Raw genomic sequence first — 22,056 nt, forward strand, 5'->3', positions numbered from 1 at the left:
GCCAGACTAAACCCATGACTTCTACGCCGGGCGTAACCAGGCCCGCACTCCTGGCCGACACCGTCTTACTGGTCAGTGGCGGCTCGCAAGGCGTCGGCGCCGGAATCGTACGCGCCGCAGTCCGTGAGGGCGCTCAGGTGGCTTTCACCGGCCGACGCCCGGACGTCGGAAAGGCTCTCGAGACAGAACTTCCGGGAACTCACTTCATCGAAGCCGATGTGGCACAAACGGATTCCGCGCTCGACAGCGTGGCCGAGACGATCTCTCACTTCGGCCGCGTGGATGCTCTGGTCAATTCCGCCGGGCTCACTTCACGCGGAACGCTGCTCGACACCACCGAAGAACTCTTCGACCAGCACATCGCGGTGAACCTTCGCGGTCCGTTCTTCACGATGCAGGCAGCAGTCAAAGACATGCGCGAGCGTGCGGTCCCCGGGTCCATCGTCAACATCATCTCCACGTCCGAACTCGGCGGGCAGCCGTATCTCGCGCCGTACGTGGCAGCGAAGGCCGGGCTGGCGGGGCTGACCCGCAACGCCGCCCATGCGCATCGCTGGGATCGTATCCGGATCAACGGTCTCGACATCGGGTGGACACAGACCGAGGGAGAAGACCTCACGCAGAGAGCTTTTCACGACGCCGGTGACGACTAGCAGGAACGTGCGGGCAGCACCCTCCCCATGGGCAAGCTCGGACAGGTCGACGAAATCGCCGACTTCGTCGTCTTCCTGCTCTCCGATCGCAGCGGAGTCGTGACAGGTTCGATTATCGACTGGGACCAGAACGTCTTCGGAGGGCTGGACTGATGGGCGCTCGCATCGGAGTCATCGGGCTCGGACGAATCGGCAGCTACCACGCCCGAAACCTGCTGACGATGGACGGCGTCGACGCACTGATTGTCACCGACGTCGACGCACGTCGAACCTCGGACGTGGCAAGCGAACTCGACGTGGAGTCCGCTGCCGATCCCGACGCGCTTTTAGCGTCAGGCATCGACGGCGTTCTGATCGCCGCGTCGTCGAGTTCGCACGCCGACCTGATCGAAGCCGCTGTCCGCCGAGACATCCCGACGTTCTGCGAAAAGCCGGTAGCCGACTCGATCGAATCCTCGGTTCGTGTCCTCGCGACTGCCGAGCAGACGTCGGTACCAGTCCAGATCGGATTTCAGCGCCGATTCGACCCGTCATTTGTGGCGGCGTACGACGCGGTTCGATCCGGAGAACTCGGTTGGATCCACACTCTCCGATCGACCACCCTCGACCCCGCTCCCCCGCCGATCTCGTACATCGCACACTCCGGCGGCATCTTCCGCGACTGCTCGATCCACGATTTCGACATCGTCAGGTGGGTCAGCGGCCGCGAAGTCACCACGGTTTTTGCCACCGGCTCGAATCAGGGTGATCGCGGGATCGCCGATGCCGGTGACGTCGACACCGCCGCAACGGTTCTCACTTTCGAAGGCGGAACCATCGCGGTCGTGTCGAATACCCGCTACAACGGCCGCGGCTACGACTGCCGACTCGAGGTACTCGGCTCGGCGGACTCCGTCGTTGCCGGGCTGGACGACCGCTTGCCACTCCGCTCTCTCGACCCCGAAACATCGTTCCCCTCGAAGGAGCCGTACACGTTCTTCATGGACCGCTTCACGTCCGCCTACCGTGCGGAACTCGAAGCATTCCTCGGCGTTGTCGCCGGGCGTCGGGAATCACCGTGCACGCCCACAGATGCGGTCGAGTCGGCGTGGATCTCCGAAGCTGCAACGCACTCTCTGCGCGAGGGTCGGCCCGTCACGATCACCGAAGTCAAAGATCTGTTCCTTCACGACAAGAATGAGGCACACACATGAGCACTCCTCGCATCGCCGGCGCACCGATCTCCTGGGGCGTGTGCGAAGTCCCGGGCTGGGGCTACCAACTCGACCCTGCGCAAGTCCTCCGGGAAATGCGCGAAGTCGGTCTGGCGGCAACGGAAATCGGACCGGAGGGCTTTCTGCCGACAGCACCCGCCGAAATGGCCAAGGTGCTCGCGGATCACGACCTGAGCGCAGTCGGCGGGTTTGCACCAGTACTGCTGCATGATGACGATCATGATCCGGTACCCGGCATCTCCCCCATCCTCGACGGTTTTGTCGCCTCGGGTGCCGAGGTTTTGGTTCTGGCCGCCGCGACGGGTTCCGACGGCTACGATTCACGCCCAGAACTGGACGAGCAGAGTTGGAAAACCCTGCTGCACAATCTCGATCGCCTCACCGACGCCGCGGCCGAGCGCGGAATCAGGGCAGTTGTCCACCCTCACGTCGGAACGATGATCGAGCAGCGCGACGAGGTCCTGCGAGTGCTCGACGGCTCGGCCATCCCCCTGTGCCTGGACACCGGCCACCTGTTGATCGGCGGCACCGATCCGGTCGACCTGGCGCGTCAAGCTCCCGAGCGCATCACCCACGTGCATCTCAAGGACGTCGACGATGCCCTCGCATCACGCGTTCGCAGAGGTGAGCTCACCTACACCGACGGCGTGAAGGCGGGAATGTACCGTCCACTCGGTGGCGGCGACGTCGACATCGCCGGTGTCACAGCCATATTGCAGCGCCACGGTTTCGACGGGTGGTACGTGCTCGAGCAGGACACCATTCTGGCCGAAGCGCCGTCGGACGAGGGACCGGTGCGCGATGTGCGAGCGAGCGTCGAGTATCTGCGGTCGGTTCTGTGACACCTCCTACCCCGCTGCGGATAGGCATTCTGGGAGCCTCACGCATCGCCGAGAACGCGATGATCAAACCTGCAACGGCCACCGGGCACCGCCTGGTGGCCGTTGCCGCACGCGACCCCGAGCGGGCCAGAGCCTATGCGGCCCAGCATGGGATCGAACGGGTGGTCGGTTCGTACGCCGAGCTGATCTCGGATCCGGAGGTGGATGTCGTCTACAACGCGCTGCCCAACAGCCTGCACGGACCGTGGAATCTCGCCGCCGTTCAGGCCGGCAAGCACGTGCTGACGGAGAAACCGTTTTCGAGCAACGCGGTGGAAGCGCGTGCTGTAGCCGAGGCAGCACGCGTGAGCGGCGTGACGCTGCTCGAGGGGTTCCACTACCTCTTTCATCCGGTGAACCGGCGCCTGCTGGATCTGGTTCGAAGCGGCGCCGTCGGCGCGGTCACTCGGGTGGAAACCGTACTGCGGATGCCCACACCATCCGAGAACGACCCGCGGTGGGAGCTCGCCTTGGCAGGCGGGTCACTGATGGACCTGGGCTGCTACGGGTTACATGCTTCCCGGACGCTGAGTGACGTCTGTGGTGGTGCGCCAGTGGTGACCGGGACCCGCCACGAGGAATATGCTCCGAGGGTTGATTCGTGGTTCGACATCGAACTCGAATACCCCAGCGGCGCCACGGCATCCGTGGTGACCACGATGTTGGACGAGCGGTATCACTTCACCTTCCGAGTATTCGGCACTGAAGGAGACGTCCTGGTACACAACTTCCTGCAGCCGGACATCGACGACCGTGTCTCCGTCACGGCCGGTGGGCGCACGAGCGTCGAGCATCTGGGCACGAAGTCGTCGTACACCTATCAACTCGAAGCGTTCGCCGATCATCTGTCCGGGGTCTCGGCGCTGCCGATCGGGCCGGGCGACGCGGTAGCCAACATGACGATGATCGACGAGGCGTACATGCATTCCGGCCTCGGGGTTCGGCCGACGACCATCCTCTGACGAAACGACTACAGCCTCGGTTCGATTCGAACCGAGGCTGTAGTCGCGAGGTTTTGATCTAGCGGCGAAGCTCGTGGGTCAGCGTCTCGAGCTCGTCACCGCCCGCCATCTCCTTGGTCAGTTCTTCGAGTGAGATGTCGTCGTACTTGGCGTCGAGCTTCTGCCTGCCTCGGTTGAGGAGCACGAAGTGATCGCCGACCATGTACGCGTGGTGCGGATTGTGCGTGATGAAGATGACGCCGAATCCCTGTTCCTTGGCAGCGGTGATGTAGCGCAACACCATTCCCGACTGCTTGACGCCGAGCGCTGCTGTCGGCTCGTCGAGAATCAGCACGCGCGCGCCGAAGAAGATGGCGCGGGCGATGGCAACACACTGACGCTGACCGCCCGAGAGACTACCGATCGGTGCGTCGACGTCAGGTAGTTCGATGCCCATCTTCGACAGTTCCGAAAGAGTCGTCGCGCGCATGGCGTTGGCGTCGAGCGACTTGATCAGACCACCCTTGCGCAGTTCCTGCCCGAGGAAGAAGTTGCGCCACACCGGCATCAACGCAACGACGGCGAGGTCCTGATAGACCGTCGCGATGCCTTTGCCGAGAGCTTCTTTCGGCGAGTGGAACGTTGTCGGTTCACCGTCGACGAGTAGTTCACCTTCGCTCTGTTGGTGCAGACCGGCGATGATCTTGATCAGCGTGGACTTGCCTGCGCCGTTGTCACCGAGCACGCCCGTTACTTCACCCGCACCGACGCGCAGGTTGATTCCCTTAAGCGCGATGATGTTTCCGTATTGCTTACCGACGTCCTTGAGCTCGATCAGTGGCACGTTGCCGCCCGAGTTCGAGAGAGCGGGAACTTCAGCTGTGGTACTCATGTGTCACCTTTTCGCAGCGTAGTTGCGGAATGCGTTGTTGGCGATGACCGCGAACAGCAGCATGGCGCCGAGGAAGAACTTGAACCAGTCCGGGTTCCAGCCTGCGTAGACGATGCCCTGGTTGGTCATACCGAAGATGAATGCGCCGATCGCAGCACCGATCGCGGTTCCGTAACCACCGGTGAGCAGGCAACCGCCGATGACTGCGGCGATGATGTACAGGAACTCGTTACCGACACCCTGACCGGACTGAACGGTATTGAACGAGAACAGCAGATGCATGCCCACGAACCAGGCAGCAAAGCCGACGGTCATGAACAAACCGATCTTGACTGCGGTCACCGGCACACCGATCGCGCGGGCGCTGTCCTGATTGCCGCCGACCGCGAAGATCCAGTTGCCGATCTTGGTCTTGAACAAAACAAATGTTGCAATCGCGGTGAACAGCAGCCACCACACGACCGTGATCTTGACGGACACCCCGAAGACCGAGAACGACGACGCGAATACCTTTTTCGCGGAATCGAATCCGGCCATGTCGGAGACGCTGGGTGTGGCAACCTGACCACTCACGAGCTTGGTGACGGCCAGGTTGATTCCGGTCAACATCAGGAACGAGCTCAGGGTGATGAGGAAGCTGGGAATCTTCGTCTTCATGACGAGGTAGCCGTTGAAGAATCCGACTGCGAGCGAAACGACGAGCGCCAGAATCGCACCCACCCACAGATTGAGGTGCAGGTTGTAGGCGATCATCGACGCGGCGAGCGAGGACGTGGTGACTGCGACGCCGGCGGAGAGGTCGAACTCGCCGCCGATCATGAGCAGGGCGACCGCGCAAGCCATGATGCCGATCGTGGAGCTGGAGTAGAGCACTGTCGCAAGCGCTTCCGGCGTACGGAACGGTGCCGCGACGATACAGAAGAAGATGAAGATGGCGATGGCGCCGACAAGTGAACCCATCTCCGGGCGGAGCAGTAGGCGCTGAATGCGCTTTTGCTCCTTCACCCGTTCATCGGTCACGACTTTGTGGGCGGCAAGGTCGAGATCTGCCTGAGTGGACATGATTTCCCTTCCGTGCTGGACAGGCGCACGGAGGGCGGACTCTCAGCCCTCCGTGCGCCCGGATCAGCGAGTTCCGTTCTTGGCGTACTCGGCGACCGAGTCGATGTTGGTGTTGTCGATGAACGCGGGTCCGGTCAGGGTGGGCAAGCCACCACCGATCACGTTGCCGTTGTTGAGGTAAAGCCACAGCGAATCGATGGCGAGGTAGCCCTGCAGGAAGGGTTGCTGGTCCACTGCCCACTGCACGTCACCGGATTTGATGGCGTCGACGAGCGCCGCGTTGGTGTCGAAGGTGACCACCTTCGCCTTGCTGCCTGCGTTGCCGACCGACGTCACGGACGTCAATGCAAACGGCGCACCGAGAGCGAGGACTCGATCGATGGCCGGGTCCTGCTGAAGCTTCGCGGTGATGGTCGACTCCACCGACGGCATGTCCTTGCCGTTGACGTTGAGAATCTCCGTCGCTCCCTTGAACGACTTCTTCACACCGGCACAACGTGATTCGAGGCTCACGTTGCCCTGCTCCTGAATGACGCACAACACCTTGGTCGCTCCTTCGGTGTTGAGTCGCTCGCCGGCAGCTTCACCGGCAATCGACTCGTCCTGACCGAAGTACTCCTTGACGCCCATGTCCTTCCAGGTTTCGAGGCCCGAGTTGAGGGCGACCACCGGAATGCCCGCGGCGGTGGCACTTTGGACCGCGGCAACCATGGCGTCGGGCTTCGCGAGCGTGACGGCGATCCCGTCGACCTTGCTGTCGATCGCACTCTGAACCAAGTTGGCCTGGTTCGGTGCCTCGGGATCGGCGGAGTACCGAAGTTCGATGTTGTCCTTGGCCGCTGCGGTTTCGGCGCCCTTGCGCACCAGATCCCAGAACGTGTCACCGGGAACTTCATGGGTGATCATCGCAATGGTGGCGCGGGGCGTGTCCGCCGTACCCGCGCCCATTCCGGATCCGGAAGAATCCGGCTTACCGCCGGTGCTGGAACAGGCGGCCAGACCCAAGACCACGACTGAGGCTCCGGCCAGTACGGCAACGCTCTTGCGTCCCGTGAGAAACGACATGTGAACTCCCTCTCGACATCAACCAACGGCCCGCGAACGGATGGTGCTCGGTTGTATGTGAAAGATGTAATACCCGTCACAGTCGAATGTCAATAGTTTGTTCTGACATTAGGACTGCTTATCAAAGACCGGACAACCTAGTTTAGGTCGAAACGCCAGGTCAACGCCCTACGAGCCCAGTTGAACCTCGAACTACAAGTTGTGGTTGCGCGACTATGTCCCTGCCCAAGAGTCCACTTCCGGCGTCGAGACGTTCGGAGATTCGCTCCACCGCGGCGCCACCCAGAAACGCCGTGTCCTGCCCGACACTGGTCAGATCGATGTGCGCCAAACCTGCCAATGCACTGTTGTCGAATCCGATCACGGAGACGTCGCCGGGCACCGAGACTCCCGCACGCAAGAAGACGTCCAGGACTCCTAGCGCGCAACGATCGTTGAAAGCGAAGACCGCACCGGGAATCCCTTGTTCGACCATCGACCGCGCGGCGTCCGCGCCGAACTCCTCCGTGAGGCCGCCGGGAAGTATCCGCGATTCCAGTCCGGCCGCCCGCATGGCCTTCCGGTAGCCCTGACGCCTCTCCTGGGCGCCCGGACCGCGTCCGCCGTCGACATGGACAATCGAGCGGTGCCCGAGTCCGACGAGATGATTCACGGCCATCACGGCGCCCGCCTCGTCGTCCGTGCGGACAACGTCCACATGTGCTGAAGGCATCTTCCGGGCGAGCACGACGACGGGAACCTTGGCCGCCAGGTCGACGATCTCCGATTCCGGCGCCTGCGAACCCAACAGCAAGATCGCCTCGCATCGGTCGTCGAGCAGGGTGCGCACGGCGCGCGAGCCAGGCCTGCGGTCCGAGACGGCACTGAGAACGACGTCGTAGCGCAAGCGTTCGGCTGCGTCGTAGATCTCGTCGAGCAGTTCCGCGTGAAAGGTTTGCGCGGCAACATAACTGACACCGATCAGGCGGCTGCGATGCTGGCGCAGCAGTCGCGCCGCGTTGTCGGGTCGATAGCCGAGTTCGTCCGCGGCCGCCTTGACCCGTACCCGCGTCGCATCGCTGGCACCCGGGACATCGCGAATGACGATGGACACCAGTGCGCGTGACACACCGGCCAGGTCTGCTACGTCTTGCAAGGTGGGGCGTCGACTGTTCACCTCCACAGACTAGATCGTTCCAGCGAATACACGCCGAAACGTTGACGCACGAGGCAACCAGCGCTTTACTGGCATGGACTAGAACGATCTAGTTCCTCATCCTCATCCTCATCCTCATCCTCATCCTCATCCTCATCCTCACTCCGAACGGAGCCCCCATGTCTGCCTCTGTTGCAGTCGGTCTGATCGGCGCTGGATGGATCGGCCGTTTCCACGGCGAGTCCGTCGCGCTGCGTATCCCCGGCACCCGTCTCGTCGCCGTCGCCGATCCTGCGCCCGGCGCTGCGGCGTCGTTGATCGAACGTGTCAGTTCCGACGCCCGCGCGTACACCGACGCCCTTGAGCTGATTGCCGATCCGACCGTCGAAGCGGTGCTCATCAGTACGCCCGCATCAACTCACACCGATCTCGTAGTAGCAGCAGCGGAGGCCGGCAAGCATGTCTTCTGCGAAAAGCCGATGGCTTTGACACTCGAGGACGCCGATCGCGCAATCGGCGCATGCGCCGCGAACAATGTTGCGCTGCAGGTCGGTTTCAACCGGCGCTTCGCCGCCGACTTCGCCGCGGCACACGACGTGATCACCTCCGGTGGGATCGGGACACCGCAGCTACTTCGCTCTCTGACTCGCGATCCGGGAATCACCGCCGACGTCGCCTCCCGAGTCAAGCCGTGGACCATCTTCAACGAGACACTGATTCACGACTTCGACGCCCTGCTCTGGCTCAACCCTGGGGCACGCGTCGTCGAGGTGTTCGCGCAGGCCGATGCTCTCGTCCATCCGCAGTACAAGGAGCAGGGGTACCTCGATACGTCGATGGTTCAGTTGCGGTTCGACAACGGCGCCCTCGCGTCGGCCGAGGCCAACTTCCAGGCCACCTACGGTTACGACGTTCGCGGCGAGGTTTTCGGTTCCGGTGGAATGGTGAGTGCAGGCGAGGTCACGCGGACCGCGATGCGTCATTACAGCTCACCGGGCGTTCTGGCCGACACACCTCGGGTGAACATCGAACTGTTTCACGACGCCTATGTTGCCCAGCTGGCGCACTTCGCAGACTGCATCCGCTCCGGCAGCGCGCCGTCGGTCGACGGTCTCGATGCTCGCAACGCCCTGGAAATCGCACTGGCTGCAAAAGAATCCGTGGAAACCGGACTGCCCGTATCGCTGCTGTCGGTGCCGCAGTGAGCCCCTTCGATTTAGCGGTCTCTGCCGAGATGACGTTCACCGAACTCCCTGTCGTCGAACGCATTCGGCGGATCTCGGAGGCGGGGTTCGCAGCCGAGATCTGGAGTTGGCAAGACAAGGACCTCGATGCTCTGGTCGCCACCGGGGCTCGGTTCTCCTCGATGACCGGCTATCTTCACGGCGATTTGTTCGACGAAGCGGGCAGCGCCGAACTCGTACGTACAGCGGCGCTATGCCTCACGCCGGCAGCGAAACTCGGCGTTCCTCGGCTGAACTTCCATACCGGCGAGCTGATCGACGGACAGGCCGCGCGCCCGCAGTATCGAACTACGGGAGCGATGTGGCTGACGGCCCAACGCGCTCTCGAGAAGATCGCGCGACTGGGTGAAGACGCCGGAGTCGTCTTCTGCCTCGAGAATCTCAATACGATCGTCGATCACCCTGGCGTACCGATGGCCCGAGCCAAAGACACTCTGGCACTGGTGGAATCCGTCTCACACCCCAACCTCAAGATGATGCTCGACCTCTACCACGCACAGATCGGCGAAGGAAACCTCATCGAACTCGTGCGGCGTTGTGGTGACAACATCGGCGAGATTCAGGTGGCCGACGTACCCGGCCGATGCGAACCCGGAACCGGCGAGATCAACTACCCAGCCATCGCACGCGTTCTCGCCGAGCAGGGTTACACCGGCACGGTCGGATTGGAGGGCTGGGCATCCGGAGACAGTGACACCGCACTCACTGCTTTCCGGAACGCCTTCACTCTCTAACTCTCACCCAGGAACGTGATCCCGTCGTAGCGCGCAGATCTTCCGTCACCGGTCGAGTCCACGGGGAGCGCTTCCTGAGGTCTTTTTGATGGATTTCAGGGGTAGTTTCGATGGCTTTTCCTTGGCAGTCTTTGAGTCACAGCACATCGTGAACTCCGCAGGAAGGCCCCCGAATGACTCCAGCACTGACCGACCACACCGTGCCGTTCGCGGGTAGGTTGCACCGAGAAGATTGCAACATCGAAGACTTCGCCGCTCTGGTCGCACACGAGACAGACCCCGCCGATTACCCGTACGCCCATTCGGTGGTCGACGGCGTTCTTCTCTACCGCTCGGATGCTCTGGTCGACAAATTGTCGAGTCCTGAAATCCGGGCGGAGATTCAGGACGAGATCGCCCGCGCGTTACTCACCGGTCCAGGCATCACGGTCTTCCAAGGCGCGTTCGACGCGGAGGTATTGGATCGCGCCAGTGCGGTCTTCCGTGAACTCATTGCGCGCCAACACGAATCCGGCGCGACGTCCGGGGATCACTTCGCCAAACCCGGAGCCAATGACCGGATCTGGGGAGCACAACTGAAGTTGGCGCTCGAAGATCCCAAGGCTTACGTCGACTACTACGCAAACAGCATTGTCGCTTTAGCTTCGGAAGCCTGGCTCGGCCCCATGTATCAGGTGACGTCGGACGTCAACGTCGTCAATCCCGGTGGCGCCGCACAGAATCCACATCGCGACTACCACCTCGGTTTCATGTCGAGCGACGTCGCTGCGAAGTTCCGAGCGCACGTTCATCGCTTGACCCCCGCTCTCACCTTGCAAGGTGCAGTCGCCCATGTGGACATGCCGGTCGAGACTGGCCCGACGAAATATCTGCCGTACTCCCAACAATTCGAATCCGGATACCTCGCGTTCGAGCGTCCCGAGTTCAAGGAGTTCTTCGAGGCCAATTACGTCCAATTACCTTTGGAGAAGGGAGATGCCGTCTTCTTCAACCCTGCACTGTTCCACGCCGCCGGGCACAACAAATCCGCCGACGTCCTGCGCATGGCAAATCTTCTTCAGGTGTCGTCAGCCTTCGGTCGCGCCCTCGGAACCATTGACCGGGAGGCGCTCGTCAACGCGATCTATCCGGCACTGCTCGCCCTCAGCGAAGCAGGTTCCGACGAGTCCGTTCGCTGTGCCGTCGCCGCTTCCGCTGAGGGCTACGCCTTCCCGACCAATCTGGACCGAGACCAACCGATCGACGGCCTCGCGCCTCAGACGCAGGCCGAACTAGTGATGGAGGCGGTTCGCGAGCGGATCTCGCCTGACCATCTGGCCGAGTTGCTGAAGGCACAGTCCGAGAGACGAATGGCCTGAGGGACGGCACCGCTGACGAGACTTGGACCGCCCAATGCCGGTCAGTCGGTACGCTCATGGCATGGGGTGGGACTTGTTAGTGCTGTTCGCCATGATCGGCCCGTTGGCGGTGTTCGGGTGGGCGGCTGTTCGGGCAAGGCGCCGCGGGCTTGGGGGGTCGTTCGTCGGGCCGTTTCAGGAGATGTTCGATCCCGGTGCGGCGCGAGCACAGACTGTCATCGAACAGATCGCGGAACTTCCGGATCCTGCGGACTCCGGCGGCCCGGACAACGACGACGATGTGCCGTACACAGTCGCCTACGAGGGTGTTCGGCTCCACATCAACCCCGGTAAGGCTCGACAGCGCGGAGGCGACGGGACCACCAAGCGAGCTCAGTGAAAGTCGGACCGGATACAACGCGAGGGAGAACTGGTTCAGTCAGGGCCGGCGAAGTTGATAGGTGACACCGTTCTCCAACTCATCTGAGCTGAAGGACTCCGGAGAGAAGTGGCCCAAGCTCACCTCATAGTTTCTCTGGTTTGCGGGGACGGCATCAAAATGTGCGGTGTAGGAGCAGGTGCTCATTCCGTCGGGAAGTTGATCGATTGCCTCGACCTCGAGTGTCGACCTTGTGGATGCAGCGCCGCTGCCCCCGAAAATCTGAATCTGGTCGTTCGGAGCAACACGAATCATGTCGATCACGCACTCTCCAGAGACCGTCTCGGCCTGCTCTGCCTGACCGGTCACCGTTATCGTGGCGGCAAAGGTTTTCGGCACATCGACATTGGTCGTGCAGCTTGTCAGCATCAGCGCTCCCACAGAGCCCGCTGCCGCAGCCGCAACCTGTGCTGACCTTCGCCTCATAGTCGTCAACGGTAGTGCGTCCGAGTCGCCACGGTGCTCGGTTGCCGAATCCGAAGAGTCACACGGGGCCCGTCGCCGGCCGGCCGAACCACGTGGACAGCTGAGTATCCAACTCCGCCTGTGTATCCCCGACCCATGCCACATGACCGTCCGGCCGAAGCAGGACAGCCGGAGCGTCCAATTCAGTGCTTGTGTCAACGATGTGGTCGGCGCGATCGCTCCAACCATCGACGGACAGTTGGCCACCCTGGTCGAGAAGAAGTCCGCGGCCGGATCGCATCAGGTCGTACAGGTTGCCGCGCGTCAACGCGATGTTTCGCAGCCTCCGACCGAGTAGGTCGTCGCCTTCGCCGAAATCGTAGCGAATCGAGATCGCAGTGATCTTCTCGGTCAGATAACGCTTGACGTCTTCGAAGTCCATCAACTCGGAGATCAAGCGTCGCACAGCTTGTGGACCGGCTGCGGTGGAGATCAGCTCCGCCTGCGCGCGCGTGTTGTCGAGAACGTCGGCAGCCACCGGACGCCGTTCCGATTCGTAAGTGTCGAGCAGGCCGTCCGGTGCCCAGCCGTTGATCTCGGCGGCGAGCTTCCAGCCGAGGTTGAAGGCATCTTGGACACCGAGATTGAGGCCTTGTCCGCCCATCGGTGGGTGGATGTGTGCGGCATCGCCGGCGAGGAACACCCGGTCGCGCCGGTAGTGCTCCGCCAGACGGGTGGCGTCGCCGAAGCGCGAGAGCCACCGCGGTGAGTGCACACCGAAGTCGGTGCCCGCAATGGCCAGTAGCTGTTGCTTGATCTCGTCGAGGGTGGTAGGAACCGCGCGACCGTCGGCAACTTCGGCCGCGGGTACCACGACGCGAAATGCACCATTGCCGGCGGGACCGACTCCGAATCGTTTGTGCGTTTCCCGGATTTCGGCGACAACGGCGGCCAGTTCATCAGCCGGCATGGTCACGTCCATTTCGCCGATCAACGTGTCGGCGCTCGACGGCTCGCCGGGAAACCCGACGTCGATCAGCTTCCGAACAGTGCTGCGGCCGCCGTCGCAGCCCACGAGATAACGCGCGTGAAGTGTTGTGCCGTCGGACAATTCCGCTGTGACGCTATCGGTATCTTGACGGATCGCGACGACGCGCTTCCCTCGCTGAATGTCCGCACCGACTTCGGTGGCATGTTCGGCAAGAATCCTGTCGATCTCGGGCTGAGGAATGCCCAGTACGTACCCGTGCGCAGTATCGAGGTGCGCCGGTGCCGGTTTGCTGATCCCCGCGAAGAATCCACCGAGCGGATATTTGCGGCCGTGCGCGAGGAACTTGTCCAGCAACCCGCGCTGCTCCATGATTTCGATGCTGCGCACATGGATACCGAGGGCACGGACGAACTGAGTCGGCTCCTCGTCCTTGTCCACGACGACGACATCGACGCCCTGCAGCCGGAGCTCACCTGCCAGCATCAATCCAGTTGGTCCAGCACCGACAATGATGACATCACTCATGCGATCCCCTCCTTCGGGCAAGGCTTTTGCTTGCTCGCAGCAGACGAGTGTGCACCATCACCGGGGCCTTGCCGCAAGCCCCGGGTCCCGCGTTATGATGAAGGTGGCGGAAGACGCTTCATCATCGGCGCACCAACACCACAGCACCTGTATCGCGTGGGAGCCGCCAACTCTCGATCACCGTCGGCACCAGCATGGCCCCGAGAACACCCAGCGTCAGAGAAAACGGCACTCCGCCGCTCAGATCCCCCGACTCCGCCAACGGTGTGCAGAGCGTGATCACCAACGCGGACAGTGCAATACCTAGACCGGACGCCAACTCTTGCAGCGTTGCATGCAGAGTATTGGCATCGGTCAGCTCACCCGAGTCGACGTCGGCGAACGCCAAGCTGTTGTACGCGGTGAACCCGATGGATCGCAACGCGCCACTGACAAACAGTGCGACAGCGATTACGACGTCCGGTGTCGTCGACGAGATCAGTACCAGCGCACCGAAGCACACCACCGACAGAACTCCGTTTCCCACCAGAACTCGTCTGATCCCGAATCTGCGCATGAGCGGAGTGGTGAGCGGTTTGATCGCGATATTCCCCGCGAACAGAGCCATCACCAGCAGACCGGCCTTGAACGCCGACATTTCGAATCCCACTTGGAACAACAACGGCAGCACAAACGGCACGCCCATGATCACGAGCCGGTACAGCGAGCCGCTCGACGCGACGAGCCGAAACGATCGAAGTCAGAGGACGCCGAGCGCGATGAGCGGATGATCCGACCGGACGAGGTGAATGACGGCCAAGCTCAACAAGATCAGAGCCGCAACGATCCCGAGGCCCACTCTTAGCCAGTCGGTTCCGGCACTGTGCACGCTCTCGAGCGCCACGACAAGCACTGCGACGCCTGCTCCGATCACCACCAATCCCAGCCAGTCAAGGCTCCGTTTCTGCGTTTGCCGAATGTCGGGCACCATGCGCAATGCCAGCAGAAACCCGACGATCCCGATCGGAACGTTGATCAGAAAGATCCACCGCCACGAAGCGATCGACACGATGGCTCCACCCACAGCGGGCGCAAGAACCGGCGCTGTGAGCGCCGGCCACGTCAAGTAAGCGATAGCCCGTACGAGTTCCGCCTTCGACGTCACCCGCAATACTGCGAGCCGCCCTACCGGCACCATCATGGCGCCGCCTACCCCTTGTAAAGCACGCATTCCCACCAGCATCGGGAGGGAGGTGCTCAGTGCACATCCCACCGACGCCACCGTGAAAACGGCTATGGCAGAGATGAAGACACGTCGCGTTCCGAATCTGTTGGCCATCCATCCGCTCGCCGGGATCAGGACGGCCAACACCAGGAGGTACGAAGAAACGGCGACATTGACGTCGACGGCGTCAACTCCGAAAGATTGGGCGATCGACGGCAGTGCCGTTGCGAGAATCGTCGCGTCCAGCATCTCCATGAACAGCGCTGCTGCCACGAGCAGCGCCAGTCCGCGGGGAAATGTCACTGCACCAGAGCCTTTCGGAGGAGCTGTCGATCAGCCGAGAGAAATCCAGCTGCCGGAGGTCACCGAGGCGACCATCGCGTCCAGAGCCTGTGCGGACGCGACTGCATCAGCGATGGTCGCGCCCTGCGGCGCTCCGTCCACGATCGAGGCGATGAAATTGCGAGCCTCGATCACTTTCAGGTCGTCGTAGCCCATCGCGTTGGCCGCGCCAGGCTGGAAGCGGCCGAACTCACCCGACTCTGGGCCGACCAGAACCGTCGTGACGGATTGGTCCTGGTACTTCGAGCCGAGGCTGGTGCCCAGTTCACCCATCCGGCGGTAGTCCCAGAACACGGCACCTTTCGTGCCGTGAATCTCGAATCCGTAATTGTTCTGCTCTCCCACGGCGACGCGGCATGCTTCGAGGGTGCACCGGCCACCCGACCCGAGGCGCAGCAGTGCGCTGACGAAGTCTTCGTTCTCGACAGCCCCCATCTCCCCACCGCTGGCCCGCGCATGTCCACTGGTAGCGGCGGACGGACGCGCACGCTCCGGGATGAAGATCGCAGTATCCGCAACGAGAGCGTCGACGTCACCGAGAAGATGACGAATCAGATCGATGCCGTGCGAGGCCAAGTCGCCCAGGACGCCGGCGCCGCCGCGCTCACGCTCGTATCGCCAACTCAAAGCACCTTCAGGGTGGGCCGCATAGTCGCTGAGGAAACGAAAACGCGAGTGCGTGATCGTGCCCAACTCCCCTGAGTCGATCAGGCTTTTTGCCAGGGCCACAGCCGGCGCGTTTCGGTAGTTGAAGCCGACGGTCGACTGCACACCGGCCTTCGAGACTGCTACGGCAACAGCTTTGGCGTCTTCCGTGGACAAGCCGACGGGCTTCTCGATCCAGATGTGTTTGCCGGCTTCTGCCATTGCGACGCCGATTTCACGGTGCAAGAAGTTCGGGGCCGTGATGCTCACCGCGTCGATGGCCGGATCGGCTGCGATATCGCGCCAATCCTGGGTGAAAGCTTCGAAACCGAATTGGTCCGCTGCTTCCTCCCCTCTGCCAGGCACCTCGTCGGCGACGGCAGCCAGGCGGATCACGGGAAGCTGCGGATAGTGTTGCCGCAGACGCAGATACGCCTGCGTGTGGACGCGGCCCATCCATCCGAATCCGGCAACTGCTACTGAAATGCCTGTCATGAGGCTCCGTTCGGGTCAAATGATCGAAGGATCGCAGAAATGCTGGGATCACAAATCACCCCCACTGACTCGGTCAGGCGGGTACTCGTGTCACCGGGATCGAGATCTAGCGGTCGACCACGGTGGTGTCGAAGTAGTAACGCGACGCTCGGTAGCAGTGGCTGCCGTACTCGACGGCGCTACCTGAATCGTCAAATGCAGTGCGGCTCATGGTCAAGAGGGCAGCACCCACTTTCTCGTCGAGCAATCCTGCTTCTTCGCGAGTCGCCGCCCGAGCGCCGATTCGCTGCCGCGCGACACGGATGTGAACGCCGCGAGTTCGCAAGGTTTGGTACAGCCCCTGCGTCTCCAACTCCTCGGGATCGGGTGCGATGTCCACCGGAATGTAGTTGGTCATCACGGCAAGCGGTTCGCCGTTGGTGCTTCGCAGACGCCTGATGGTGGCCACTTCGGCGTCAGGTTCGAGGTTGAGTTCCGCGGCAACGTCCTCGGCGGGAACTCCCACCGTGAACTCGAGCAGCTTGGTCGTCGGCGCCTGGCCGGCCCTCGCAAGGTCGTCGAACAGGCTGGTGAGCTCGACCGGGCGGTGCACCGGACTTTGCACCACCTGAGTTCCGACTCCCCGCTTACGAACAAGTAGTCCCTTGTCCACCAGTTCCTGGATCGCGCGTCGAGTGGTCGGACGTGAGAGATTGAGCCGTTTGGCCAACGCCAGTTCGTTCTCGAAGCGATCACCTGGGGCAAGTTCGCCACCGAGAATAGCGCCCTCGATTGCCTGTGCCAGCTGAAAATACAGCGGCACCGGGCTCGAGCGGTCCAACTCGACGGCGAGTGCTGCGACCACGGCCAACTCCGATCTGTCTTGGGAAGGCGCCGTATCGACGCTACTTCTCTCGGCAGTGTATGCGAACACTAACATTCACTTGACCGCAAGTCATAATGTCCAGACAAACTATTGACAATCGCTGTGTCGCGGCGCACAGTTTCAGTCATACATCGGTGCCCTGCGTGGGCAACCCACCACGAACTCTCGGGAGTCAGTTTTGACAAGCATCAACACTCACCAGAGCGGGTCACACATCCCTGACGCACCCTTCGACGTGCTTGCCATCGGCAGATCGGGGGTGGACATCTACCCACTTCAGACCGGTGTCGGACTCGAGGACGTCGAGACGTTCGGCAAGTTCCTCGGCGGCAGCGCAGCCAATGTCTCGGTGGCGGCCGCGCGCCTCGGCCGGCGAGCAGCACTGATCTCCGGCGTAGGCAGCGATCCTTTCGGGAAGTTCGTCACACGCGAGTTGGCACGTCTGGGCGTCGACAACAGGTTTGTCGTCACCAATTCCGAGTACCCGACACCGGTGACGTTCTGCGAGATCTTCCCTCCTGACGACTTTCCGCTGTACTTCTACCGCAAGCCGCATGCGCCCGATCTTCGGATCACCCCGGAAGACATCGACCTCGACGCCGTTCGAGCATCGTCCCTCTACTGGTCGACTGTGACAGGGCTGTCCGAAGAACCGAGTCGCAGTGCACACTTCGCTGCCTGGGAAGCCCGCGAACGACGCCCGCTGACGGTCCTCGATCTGGACTACCGCCCGATGTTCTGGTCGACGCCCCAAGAAGCAACCAATCAGGTGCAGCGCGCTCTGGCGCACGTGACAGTAGCCGTCGGAAACCGCGAAGAGTGCGAGATCGCGGTCGGTGAGACCAATCCGAACAAGGCCGCCGACGCGCTTCTCGACCTCGGCGTCGAACTGGCCATCGTGAAGCAGGGCCCGAAGGGCGTACTCGGCAAAACGCGAAAGCAGTCGATCACCGTGCCGCCCAACGCCGTCGACGTGGTCAACGGGCTGGGAGCAGGCGACAGCTTCGGCGGATCACTGTGCCACGGACTGTTGGCCGGGTGGCCGCTGGAGAAGGTACTGCGGTACGCCAACGCGGCCGGCGCGATAGTCGCATCTCGGCTCGAATGCTCCACTGCGATGCCGACCGCCGAAGAAGTCCACGATCTCGCCGAAGCCACAGCCACGGAGGCAGTCAATGTCTGACAAGCTCGCCGCCCGCCCCCTCGCCACCACCTACGCCGAAGTGACGGAACTGCGTGCGAGCGATCCGCAGATCATCGAAAAGGCGTGGGCAGCGCGAACTCCTCGCGCCACTGTTCGAGGCAATGGTCGACTGATGATCGTCGCTGCCGATCACCCGGCCCGTGGGGCACTGTCTGTCGGTGGCAAGCCGACAGCGATGAACAGTCGTACAGATCTGCTCGACAGATTACGCACTGCGCTCGACAATCCCGGAGTCGACGGCGTTCTCGGCACCGCGGACATTCTCGACGATCTGCTCCTCCTCGGCGCCCTCGACGACAAGGTCGTCTTCTCGTCGATGAACCGCGGCGGCCTGGCAGGCGCCAGCTTCGAACTCGACGACCGCATGACGGGTTACACCGCGGCCGGTACCGCGAAGTTCGGAATGAACGGCGGAAAGATGCTGCTACGCATCGCACTCGACGACGCGGGCACACTGCCCACCATGACGGCATGTGCCGAAGCCGTGGACGAACTGGCCGCGGCCGGACTGATCGCGATGCTCGAGCCGTTCCTCTCCAGCCGCGTGAACGGCAAGGTCGTCAACGATCTCAGCCCCGACGCCGTCATCAAATCCATCCACATCTCCCAAGGTCTCGGCTCCACCTCGGCGTACACGTGGATGAAACTGCCGGTCGTCGACGAGATGGAACGCGTCATGGATGCGACCACCCTCCCGACGCTCCTCCTGGGGGGAGATCCGCAGATCGCGCCGGAAGAAACGTACGCAAAGTGGGACGCTGCACTTCAGCTGCCGTCCGTGCGCGGACTGATCGTCGGACGCGCGCTGCTCTACCCACCCGACGGCGACGTCACCGCGGCCGTCGACACCGCAGTCAAGCTCGTCCACTAGAACCGACCTGGCAGGAGCAAGATGTTCAGCAAGTACTACGTCCCCGCCGGATCGTCCGCCGACGGTGATTTCACGACAGTGGTCACGCCGGAGTCCGCCGGGTGGACCGAATCCAGCTTGTGGACACTCGAACTCGCCCCTGGCGCTGACGTCCACCTGCAGTCCGGCGAGAACGAGATCATCGTCGTTCCACTGGCGGGTTCGGCCGTGGTTGTTGCCGAGGGGACGGAGATTCCCCTGACCGGCCGCGCATCGGTTTTCGACGGTCCGAGCGATTTCGCGTACGTCGGTCGCGACGCCGACTACTCGGTCAGCAGCGCTGACGGGGGCCGCTTCGCCCTGTGCGGAGCGCGCGCCGGCGCCAAGCTCCCCCATCGCTACGGTCCGGCTTCAGGAGTTGCGGTCGAGCTCCGCGGCGCCGGGAACTGCAGCCGACAGGTTCACAACTTCGCCACTGCAGACACTTTCGAGGCCGACTCCATCATCGCGTGTGAGGTCATCACCCCCGGCGGGAACTGGTCGTCGTATCCCAGCCACAAACACGACGAGAACAGCGACGTCGAATCGGCCCTGGAAGAGATCTACTACTTCGAGATCGACAGAAGCCCCACCGGGACCGAAGGTTTCGGCTACCACCGCGTGTACGGAACCGCCGAGAGACCTATCGAAGTGCTCGAGGAAGTCCGCTCGGGCGACGTCGTTCTCGTGCCGCACGGCTATCACGGCCCGTCCATCGCAGCGCCGGGCCACCACATGTACTACCTCAATGTCATGGCAGGTTCGGGCGAGATCCGGGCGTGGAACATCTGTGACGATCCGCAACACACCTGGCTACGTGGAAGCTGGGATCACCAGGACATCGACCCTCGACTGCCGTTGCAGTCCCACAACTGACGGAAGTGAAAGCTGTGGCACCCACCAACAACGCAACCGGCAATCGTCCACCTCGCGACGAGCCGACCGTATACCTCACTGTTTCTCAAGCTGTCGTCCGCTTCCTCGCCAACCAGTACACCGAACGCGACGGCCAGCGCACCAAGCTGTTTGCCGGCTGCTTCGGAATCTTCGGGCACGGCAACGTCGCCGGACTGGGGCAGGCACTCTTGCAGGCCGAGATCCAGGATCTCGACGCCGGCCGTGAGCCGACACTCCCCTACGTGCTCGGCCGCAATGAACAGGCGATGGTGCACTCGGCTGTCGCGCACGCCCGCATGAAGGACCGCCTGCAGACGTGGGCGGTCTCGTCCAGCGTCGGCCCCGGTGCCACCAATATGATCACCGGCGCGGCACTGGCCACCATCAATCGTCTACCTGTATTACTCCTTCCCGCAGACACTTTCGCGACCCGCGCCAGCGCCCCCGTCTTACAGGAACTCGAACTCCCGTCGAGCGGCGACGTCACAGTCAACGACGCTTTCAAACCCGTCTCACGATACTTCGATCGGGTATGGCGCCCGGAGCAGTTGCCGAGCGCTCTGCTCGCCGGGATGCGCGTTCTCACTGATCCCGTCGAGACCGGCGCGGTCACCATCGCCATCCCGCAGGACGTGCAGGCCGAGGCTTTCGACTGGCCCGAGTCCTTCTTCGCCGAACGGGTGTGGCACGTGGCCCGCCCGCTCCCCGAACGATCGGTGATCGAACGCGCCGCCGCGATCATCCGCTCGGCTCGCAAGCCACTGATCGTCGCCGGCGGCGGCGTGATCTACAGCCAGGCCACCGACTCTCTGGCAGCGTTCTGCGCGCAGACCGGAATCCCCGTGGGGCAGAGCCAGGCCGGCAAGGGTTCATTGGTCTACGACCATCCACAATCCGTCGGGGCGGTGGGGTCCACCGGCACTACGGCTGCAAACGCACTGGCCACCGAGGCTGACGTCGTCATCGGAATCGGTACGCGGTACAGCGATTTCACGAGCGCGTCCCGCACCGCGTTCACCAATCCCGACGTTCGCTTCGTCAACATCAACGTCGCATCACTGGACTCCGTGAAGCAGGGCGGAGTCAGCGTTGTCGCCGACGCACGTGAGGCACTCGACGCGCTGGCACTTGCACTGAACGACTACCGGGTGGACGACGAATATGCGTCCAGGATCGGTGACCTCGCTCGCGATTGGGATGCGATCGTCGAATCCGTCTACAACCCAGCCGAACCCGCTGCCGACGGGTCACTGAATCAGAATCAGGTGATCGGCCTGGTCAACACACTGTCCGATCCACGTGACGTCGTGGTGTGCGCTGCCGGGTCAATGCCAGGTGACCTCCACAAGCTGTGGCGAACCCGTGATTCCAAGGGGTATCACGTCGAATACGGGTACTCGTGCATGGGATACGAAGTTGCCGGCGGTCTAGGCGTCCGCATGGCGTGCCCCGATCGCGACGTGTTCGTGATGGTCGGAGACGGTTCCTATCTGATGATGGCCACCGAATTGGTCACCGCCGTACAGGAACGCCTCAAGGTCATCGTCGTCCTGGTGCAGAATCACGGATTTGCCTCCATCGGTTCACTGTCCGAGTCGCTGGGTTCCCAGCGCTTCGGCACGCAGTACCGCTACCGCTCGAATGACGGACGTCTCGACGGAGGGGTTCTCCCGGTCGATCTGGCCGCGAACGCTGCCAGCCTCGGTGTCGACGTCATCCGCGCCAACACCGCTGCCGAGTTCGCCGACGCGATCAAGGTTGCCAAAGCAAGCGACACCAGCACCGTCATCCACGTCGAAACCGATCCGCTGATCGGCGCCCCGGACAGCGAATCCTGGTGGGATGTACCGGTATCGGCCACCTCCGAACTGGAGTCCACCAAGAAGGCACGGACAACTTACGAGTCCTGGAAGAAGATCCAGCGACCGTACCTCCGTCCATCCGAATGAAAATTCCGCACAACCACACCCCATAAAGCTTGCCCGCGAAAGGAATCT

Annotated in this window: 19 protein-coding genes and 2 pseudogenes; 12 read left to right on the top strand and 9 right to left on the bottom strand. The window is 62.5% G+C overall.

Features of this window, described 5'->3' with window-relative positions; all coding sequences use genetic code 11:
* Positions 1-14 precede the first annotated feature (14 nt).
* The 4 genes and pseudogenes from G4D79_RS24125 to G4D79_RS24140 all read left to right on the top strand — a co-directional run bounded on the left by G4D79_RS24125 (position 15) and on the right by G4D79_RS24140 (position 3,710).
* Positions 15-806, top strand: a pseudogene (locus G4D79_RS24125) (SDR family oxidoreductase).
* Entirely contained in the window at positions 806-1,846 is a 1,041-nt protein-coding gene (locus G4D79_RS24130) for a Gfo/Idh/MocA family oxidoreductase (protein ID WP_161120834.1), read from the top strand. The pseudogene G4D79_RS24125 and the gene G4D79_RS24130 overlap by 1 nt, the downstream one beginning before the upstream one ends.
* Positions 1,843-2,709, top strand: a complete 867-nt coding sequence (locus tag G4D79_RS24135; RefSeq protein WP_209920902.1) for a TIM barrel protein — start codon at positions 1,843-1,845, stop codon at positions 2,707-2,709. The genes G4D79_RS24130 and G4D79_RS24135 overlap by 4 nt, the downstream gene beginning before the upstream one ends.
* On the top strand, positions 2,706-3,710 hold the full coding sequence (locus tag G4D79_RS24140; RefSeq protein WP_214514468.1) for a Gfo/Idh/MocA family protein: 1,005 nt from the start codon (positions 2,706-2,708) through the stop codon (positions 3,708-3,710). Before G4D79_RS24135 ends, G4D79_RS24140 begins: the two co-directional genes overlap by 4 nt.
* A 58-nt stretch (positions 3,711-3,768) precedes the next feature.
* Here G4D79_RS24140 and G4D79_RS24145 read toward each other — a convergent pair whose 3' ends face one another.
* The 4 genes from G4D79_RS24145 to G4D79_RS24160 form a co-directional block, all read right to left on the bottom strand.
* Complete coding sequence (locus G4D79_RS24145) at positions 3,769-4,581, bottom strand: ATP-binding cassette domain-containing protein (RefSeq protein ID WP_007727336.1); 813 nt, start codon at positions 4,579-4,581, stop codon at positions 3,769-3,771.
* 3 nt (positions 4,582-4,584) lie between these two features.
* On the bottom strand, positions 4,585-5,643 hold the full coding sequence (locus G4D79_RS24150) for an ABC transporter permease (RefSeq protein ID WP_003940759.1): 1,059 nt from the start codon (positions 5,641-5,643) through the stop codon (positions 4,585-4,587).
* Between the two features lie 63 nt (positions 5,644-5,706).
* Positions 5,707-6,708: a substrate-binding domain-containing protein gene (locus G4D79_RS24155; protein ID WP_003941029.1), complete on the bottom strand. Its 1,002-nt coding sequence runs from the start codon at positions 6,706-6,708 to the stop codon at positions 5,707-5,709.
* Between the two features lie 160 nt (positions 6,709-6,868).
* Positions 6,869-7,870 (bottom strand): LacI family DNA-binding transcriptional regulator, encoded by a 1,002-nt coding sequence (locus G4D79_RS24160; protein ID WP_065455153.1) that lies wholly within the window; start codon positions 7,868-7,870, stop codon positions 6,869-6,871.
* Positions 7,871-8,022: 152 nt separating this feature from the next.
* Here G4D79_RS24160 and G4D79_RS24165 point away from each other — a divergent pair, with 152 nt between their 5' ends.
* The 4 genes from G4D79_RS24165 (at position 8,023) to G4D79_RS24180 (ending at position 11,558) form a co-directional block, all read left to right on the top strand.
* A complete protein-coding gene (locus tag G4D79_RS24165) occupies positions 8,023-9,048 on the top strand; it encodes a Gfo/Idh/MocA family oxidoreductase (protein WP_214514469.1) in 1,026 nt (341 codons plus the stop codon).
* Complete coding sequence (locus tag G4D79_RS24170) at positions 9,045-9,821, top strand: TIM barrel protein (protein WP_214514470.1); 777 nt, start codon at positions 9,045-9,047, stop codon at positions 9,819-9,821. Before G4D79_RS24165 ends, G4D79_RS24170 begins: the two co-directional genes overlap by 4 nt.
* 173 nt (positions 9,822-9,994) lie before the next feature.
* Positions 9,995-11,179, top strand: coding sequence for a phytanoyl-CoA dioxygenase family protein (locus tag G4D79_RS24175; RefSeq protein WP_214514471.1), 1,185 nt, complete (start codon positions 9,995-9,997; stop codon positions 11,177-11,179).
* 61 nt (positions 11,180-11,240) lie between these two features.
* Positions 11,241-11,558, top strand: coding sequence for a hypothetical protein (locus tag G4D79_RS24180; protein ID WP_250887568.1), 318 nt, complete (start codon positions 11,241-11,243; stop codon positions 11,556-11,558).
* Between the two features lie 39 nt (positions 11,559-11,597).
* Here the strand turns inward: G4D79_RS24180 and G4D79_RS24185 are convergent, their stop codons facing one another.
* From G4D79_RS24185 to G4D79_RS24205, 5 genes and pseudogenes are all read right to left on the bottom strand, one after another.
* Entirely contained in the window at positions 11,598-12,023 is a 426-nt protein-coding gene (locus G4D79_RS24185; protein ID WP_250887569.1) for a hypothetical protein, read from the bottom strand.
* A gap of 58 nt (positions 12,024-12,081) precedes the next feature.
* On the bottom strand, positions 12,082-13,518 hold the full coding sequence (gene iri, locus G4D79_RS24190) for a rifampin monooxygenase Iri (RefSeq protein WP_214514473.1): 1,437 nt from the start codon (positions 13,516-13,518) through the stop codon (positions 12,082-12,084).
* A gap of 121 nt (positions 13,519-13,639) precedes the next feature.
* Positions 13,640-15,025 (bottom strand): annotated as a pseudogene (locus G4D79_RS24195) (MFS transporter).
* A gap of 30 nt (positions 15,026-15,055) precedes the next feature.
* Positions 15,056-16,204, bottom strand: coding sequence for a Gfo/Idh/MocA family protein (locus G4D79_RS24200; protein WP_021332507.1), 1,149 nt, complete (start codon positions 16,202-16,204; stop codon positions 15,056-15,058).
* A 106-nt stretch (positions 16,205-16,310) separates the two neighbouring features.
* Positions 16,311-17,048 (bottom strand): GntR family transcriptional regulator, encoded by a 738-nt coding sequence (locus G4D79_RS24205; protein ID WP_003941006.1) that lies wholly within the window; start codon positions 17,046-17,048, stop codon positions 16,311-16,313.
* A gap of 199 nt (positions 17,049-17,247) precedes the next feature.
* Here G4D79_RS24205 and iolC point away from each other — a divergent pair, with 199 nt between their 5' ends.
* The 4 genes from iolC to iolD are packed head-to-tail and all read left to right on the top strand — an operon-like array spanning position 17,248 to position 22,008.
* Positions 17,248-18,252 carry a 5-dehydro-2-deoxygluconokinase gene (iolC, locus tag G4D79_RS24210; RefSeq protein WP_030535074.1) on the top strand — a complete coding sequence of 335 codons (1,005 nt, stop codon included), beginning with the start codon at positions 17,248-17,250 and terminating at the stop codon, positions 18,250-18,252.
* A complete protein-coding gene (locus G4D79_RS24215) occupies positions 18,245-19,144 on the top strand; it encodes a hypothetical protein (protein ID WP_021332504.1) in 900 nt (299 codons plus the stop codon). The genes iolC and G4D79_RS24215 overlap by 8 nt, the downstream gene beginning before the upstream one ends.
* Positions 19,145-19,165: 21 nt before the next feature.
* Positions 19,166-20,038 carry a 5-deoxy-glucuronate isomerase gene (iolB, locus tag G4D79_RS24220; protein ID WP_192712569.1) on the top strand — a complete coding sequence of 291 codons (873 nt, stop codon included), beginning with the start codon at positions 19,166-19,168 and terminating at the stop codon, positions 20,036-20,038.
* Between the two features lie 14 nt (positions 20,039-20,052).
* Entirely contained in the window at positions 20,053-22,008 is a 1,956-nt protein-coding gene (gene iolD, locus G4D79_RS24225; protein WP_030535076.1) for a 3D-(3,5/4)-trihydroxycyclohexane-1,2-dione acylhydrolase (decyclizing), read from the top strand.
* Positions 22,009-22,056 lie beyond the last annotated feature (48 nt).

Source organism: Rhodococcus sp. WY5 (assembly GCF_018588185.1).
In the GTDB taxonomy this organism is placed as follows: Bacteria; Actinomycetota; Actinomycetes; order Mycobacteriales; family Mycobacteriaceae; genus Rhodococcus_F; species Rhodococcus_F qingshengii.

Excerpts from the sequence above, each read along its gene's own strand:
- G4D79_RS24130 (WP_161120834.1), top strand. The coding sequence starts at position 806 with ATGGGCGCTCGCATCGGAGTCATCGGGCTCGGACGAATCGGCAGCTAC.
- G4D79_RS24135 (WP_209920902.1), top strand. The coding sequence starts at position 1,843 with ATGAGCACTCCTCGCATCGCCGGCGCACCGATCTCCTGGGGCGTGTGC.
- G4D79_RS24145 (WP_007727336.1), bottom strand. The coding sequence starts at position 4,581 with ATGAGTACCACAGCTGAAGTTCCCGCTCTCTCGAACTCGGGCGGCAAC.
- G4D79_RS24150 (WP_003940759.1), bottom strand. The coding sequence starts at position 5,643 with ATGTCCACTCAGGCAGATCTCGACCTTGCCGCCCACAAAGTCGTGACC.
- G4D79_RS24155 (WP_003941029.1), bottom strand. The coding sequence starts at position 6,708 with ATGTCGTTTCTCACGGGACGCAAGAGCGTTGCCGTACTGGCCGGAGCC.
- G4D79_RS24165 (WP_214514469.1), top strand. The coding sequence starts at position 8,023 with ATGTCTGCCTCTGTTGCAGTCGGTCTGATCGGCGCTGGATGGATCGGC.
- G4D79_RS24175 (WP_214514471.1), top strand. The coding sequence starts at position 9,995 with ATGACTCCAGCACTGACCGACCACACCGTGCCGTTCGCGGGTAGGTTG.
- G4D79_RS24180 (WP_250887568.1), top strand. The coding sequence starts at position 11,241 with ATGGGGTGGGACTTGTTAGTGCTGTTCGCCATGATCGGCCCGTTGGCG.
- G4D79_RS24185 (WP_250887569.1), bottom strand. The coding sequence starts at position 12,023 with ATGAGGCGAAGGTCAGCACAGGTTGCGGCTGCGGCAGCGGGCTCTGTG.
- iri (WP_214514473.1), bottom strand. The coding sequence starts at position 13,518 with ATGAGTGATGTCATCATTGTCGGTGCTGGACCAACTGGATTGATGCTG.
- G4D79_RS24200 (WP_021332507.1), bottom strand. The coding sequence starts at position 16,204 with ATGACAGGCATTTCAGTAGCAGTTGCCGGATTCGGATGGATGGGCCGC.
- G4D79_RS24215 (WP_021332504.1), top strand. The coding sequence starts at position 18,245 with ATGTCTGACAAGCTCGCCGCCCGCCCCCTCGCCACCACCTACGCCGAA.
- iolB (WP_192712569.1), top strand. The coding sequence starts at position 19,166 with ATGTTCAGCAAGTACTACGTCCCCGCCGGATCGTCCGCCGACGGTGAT.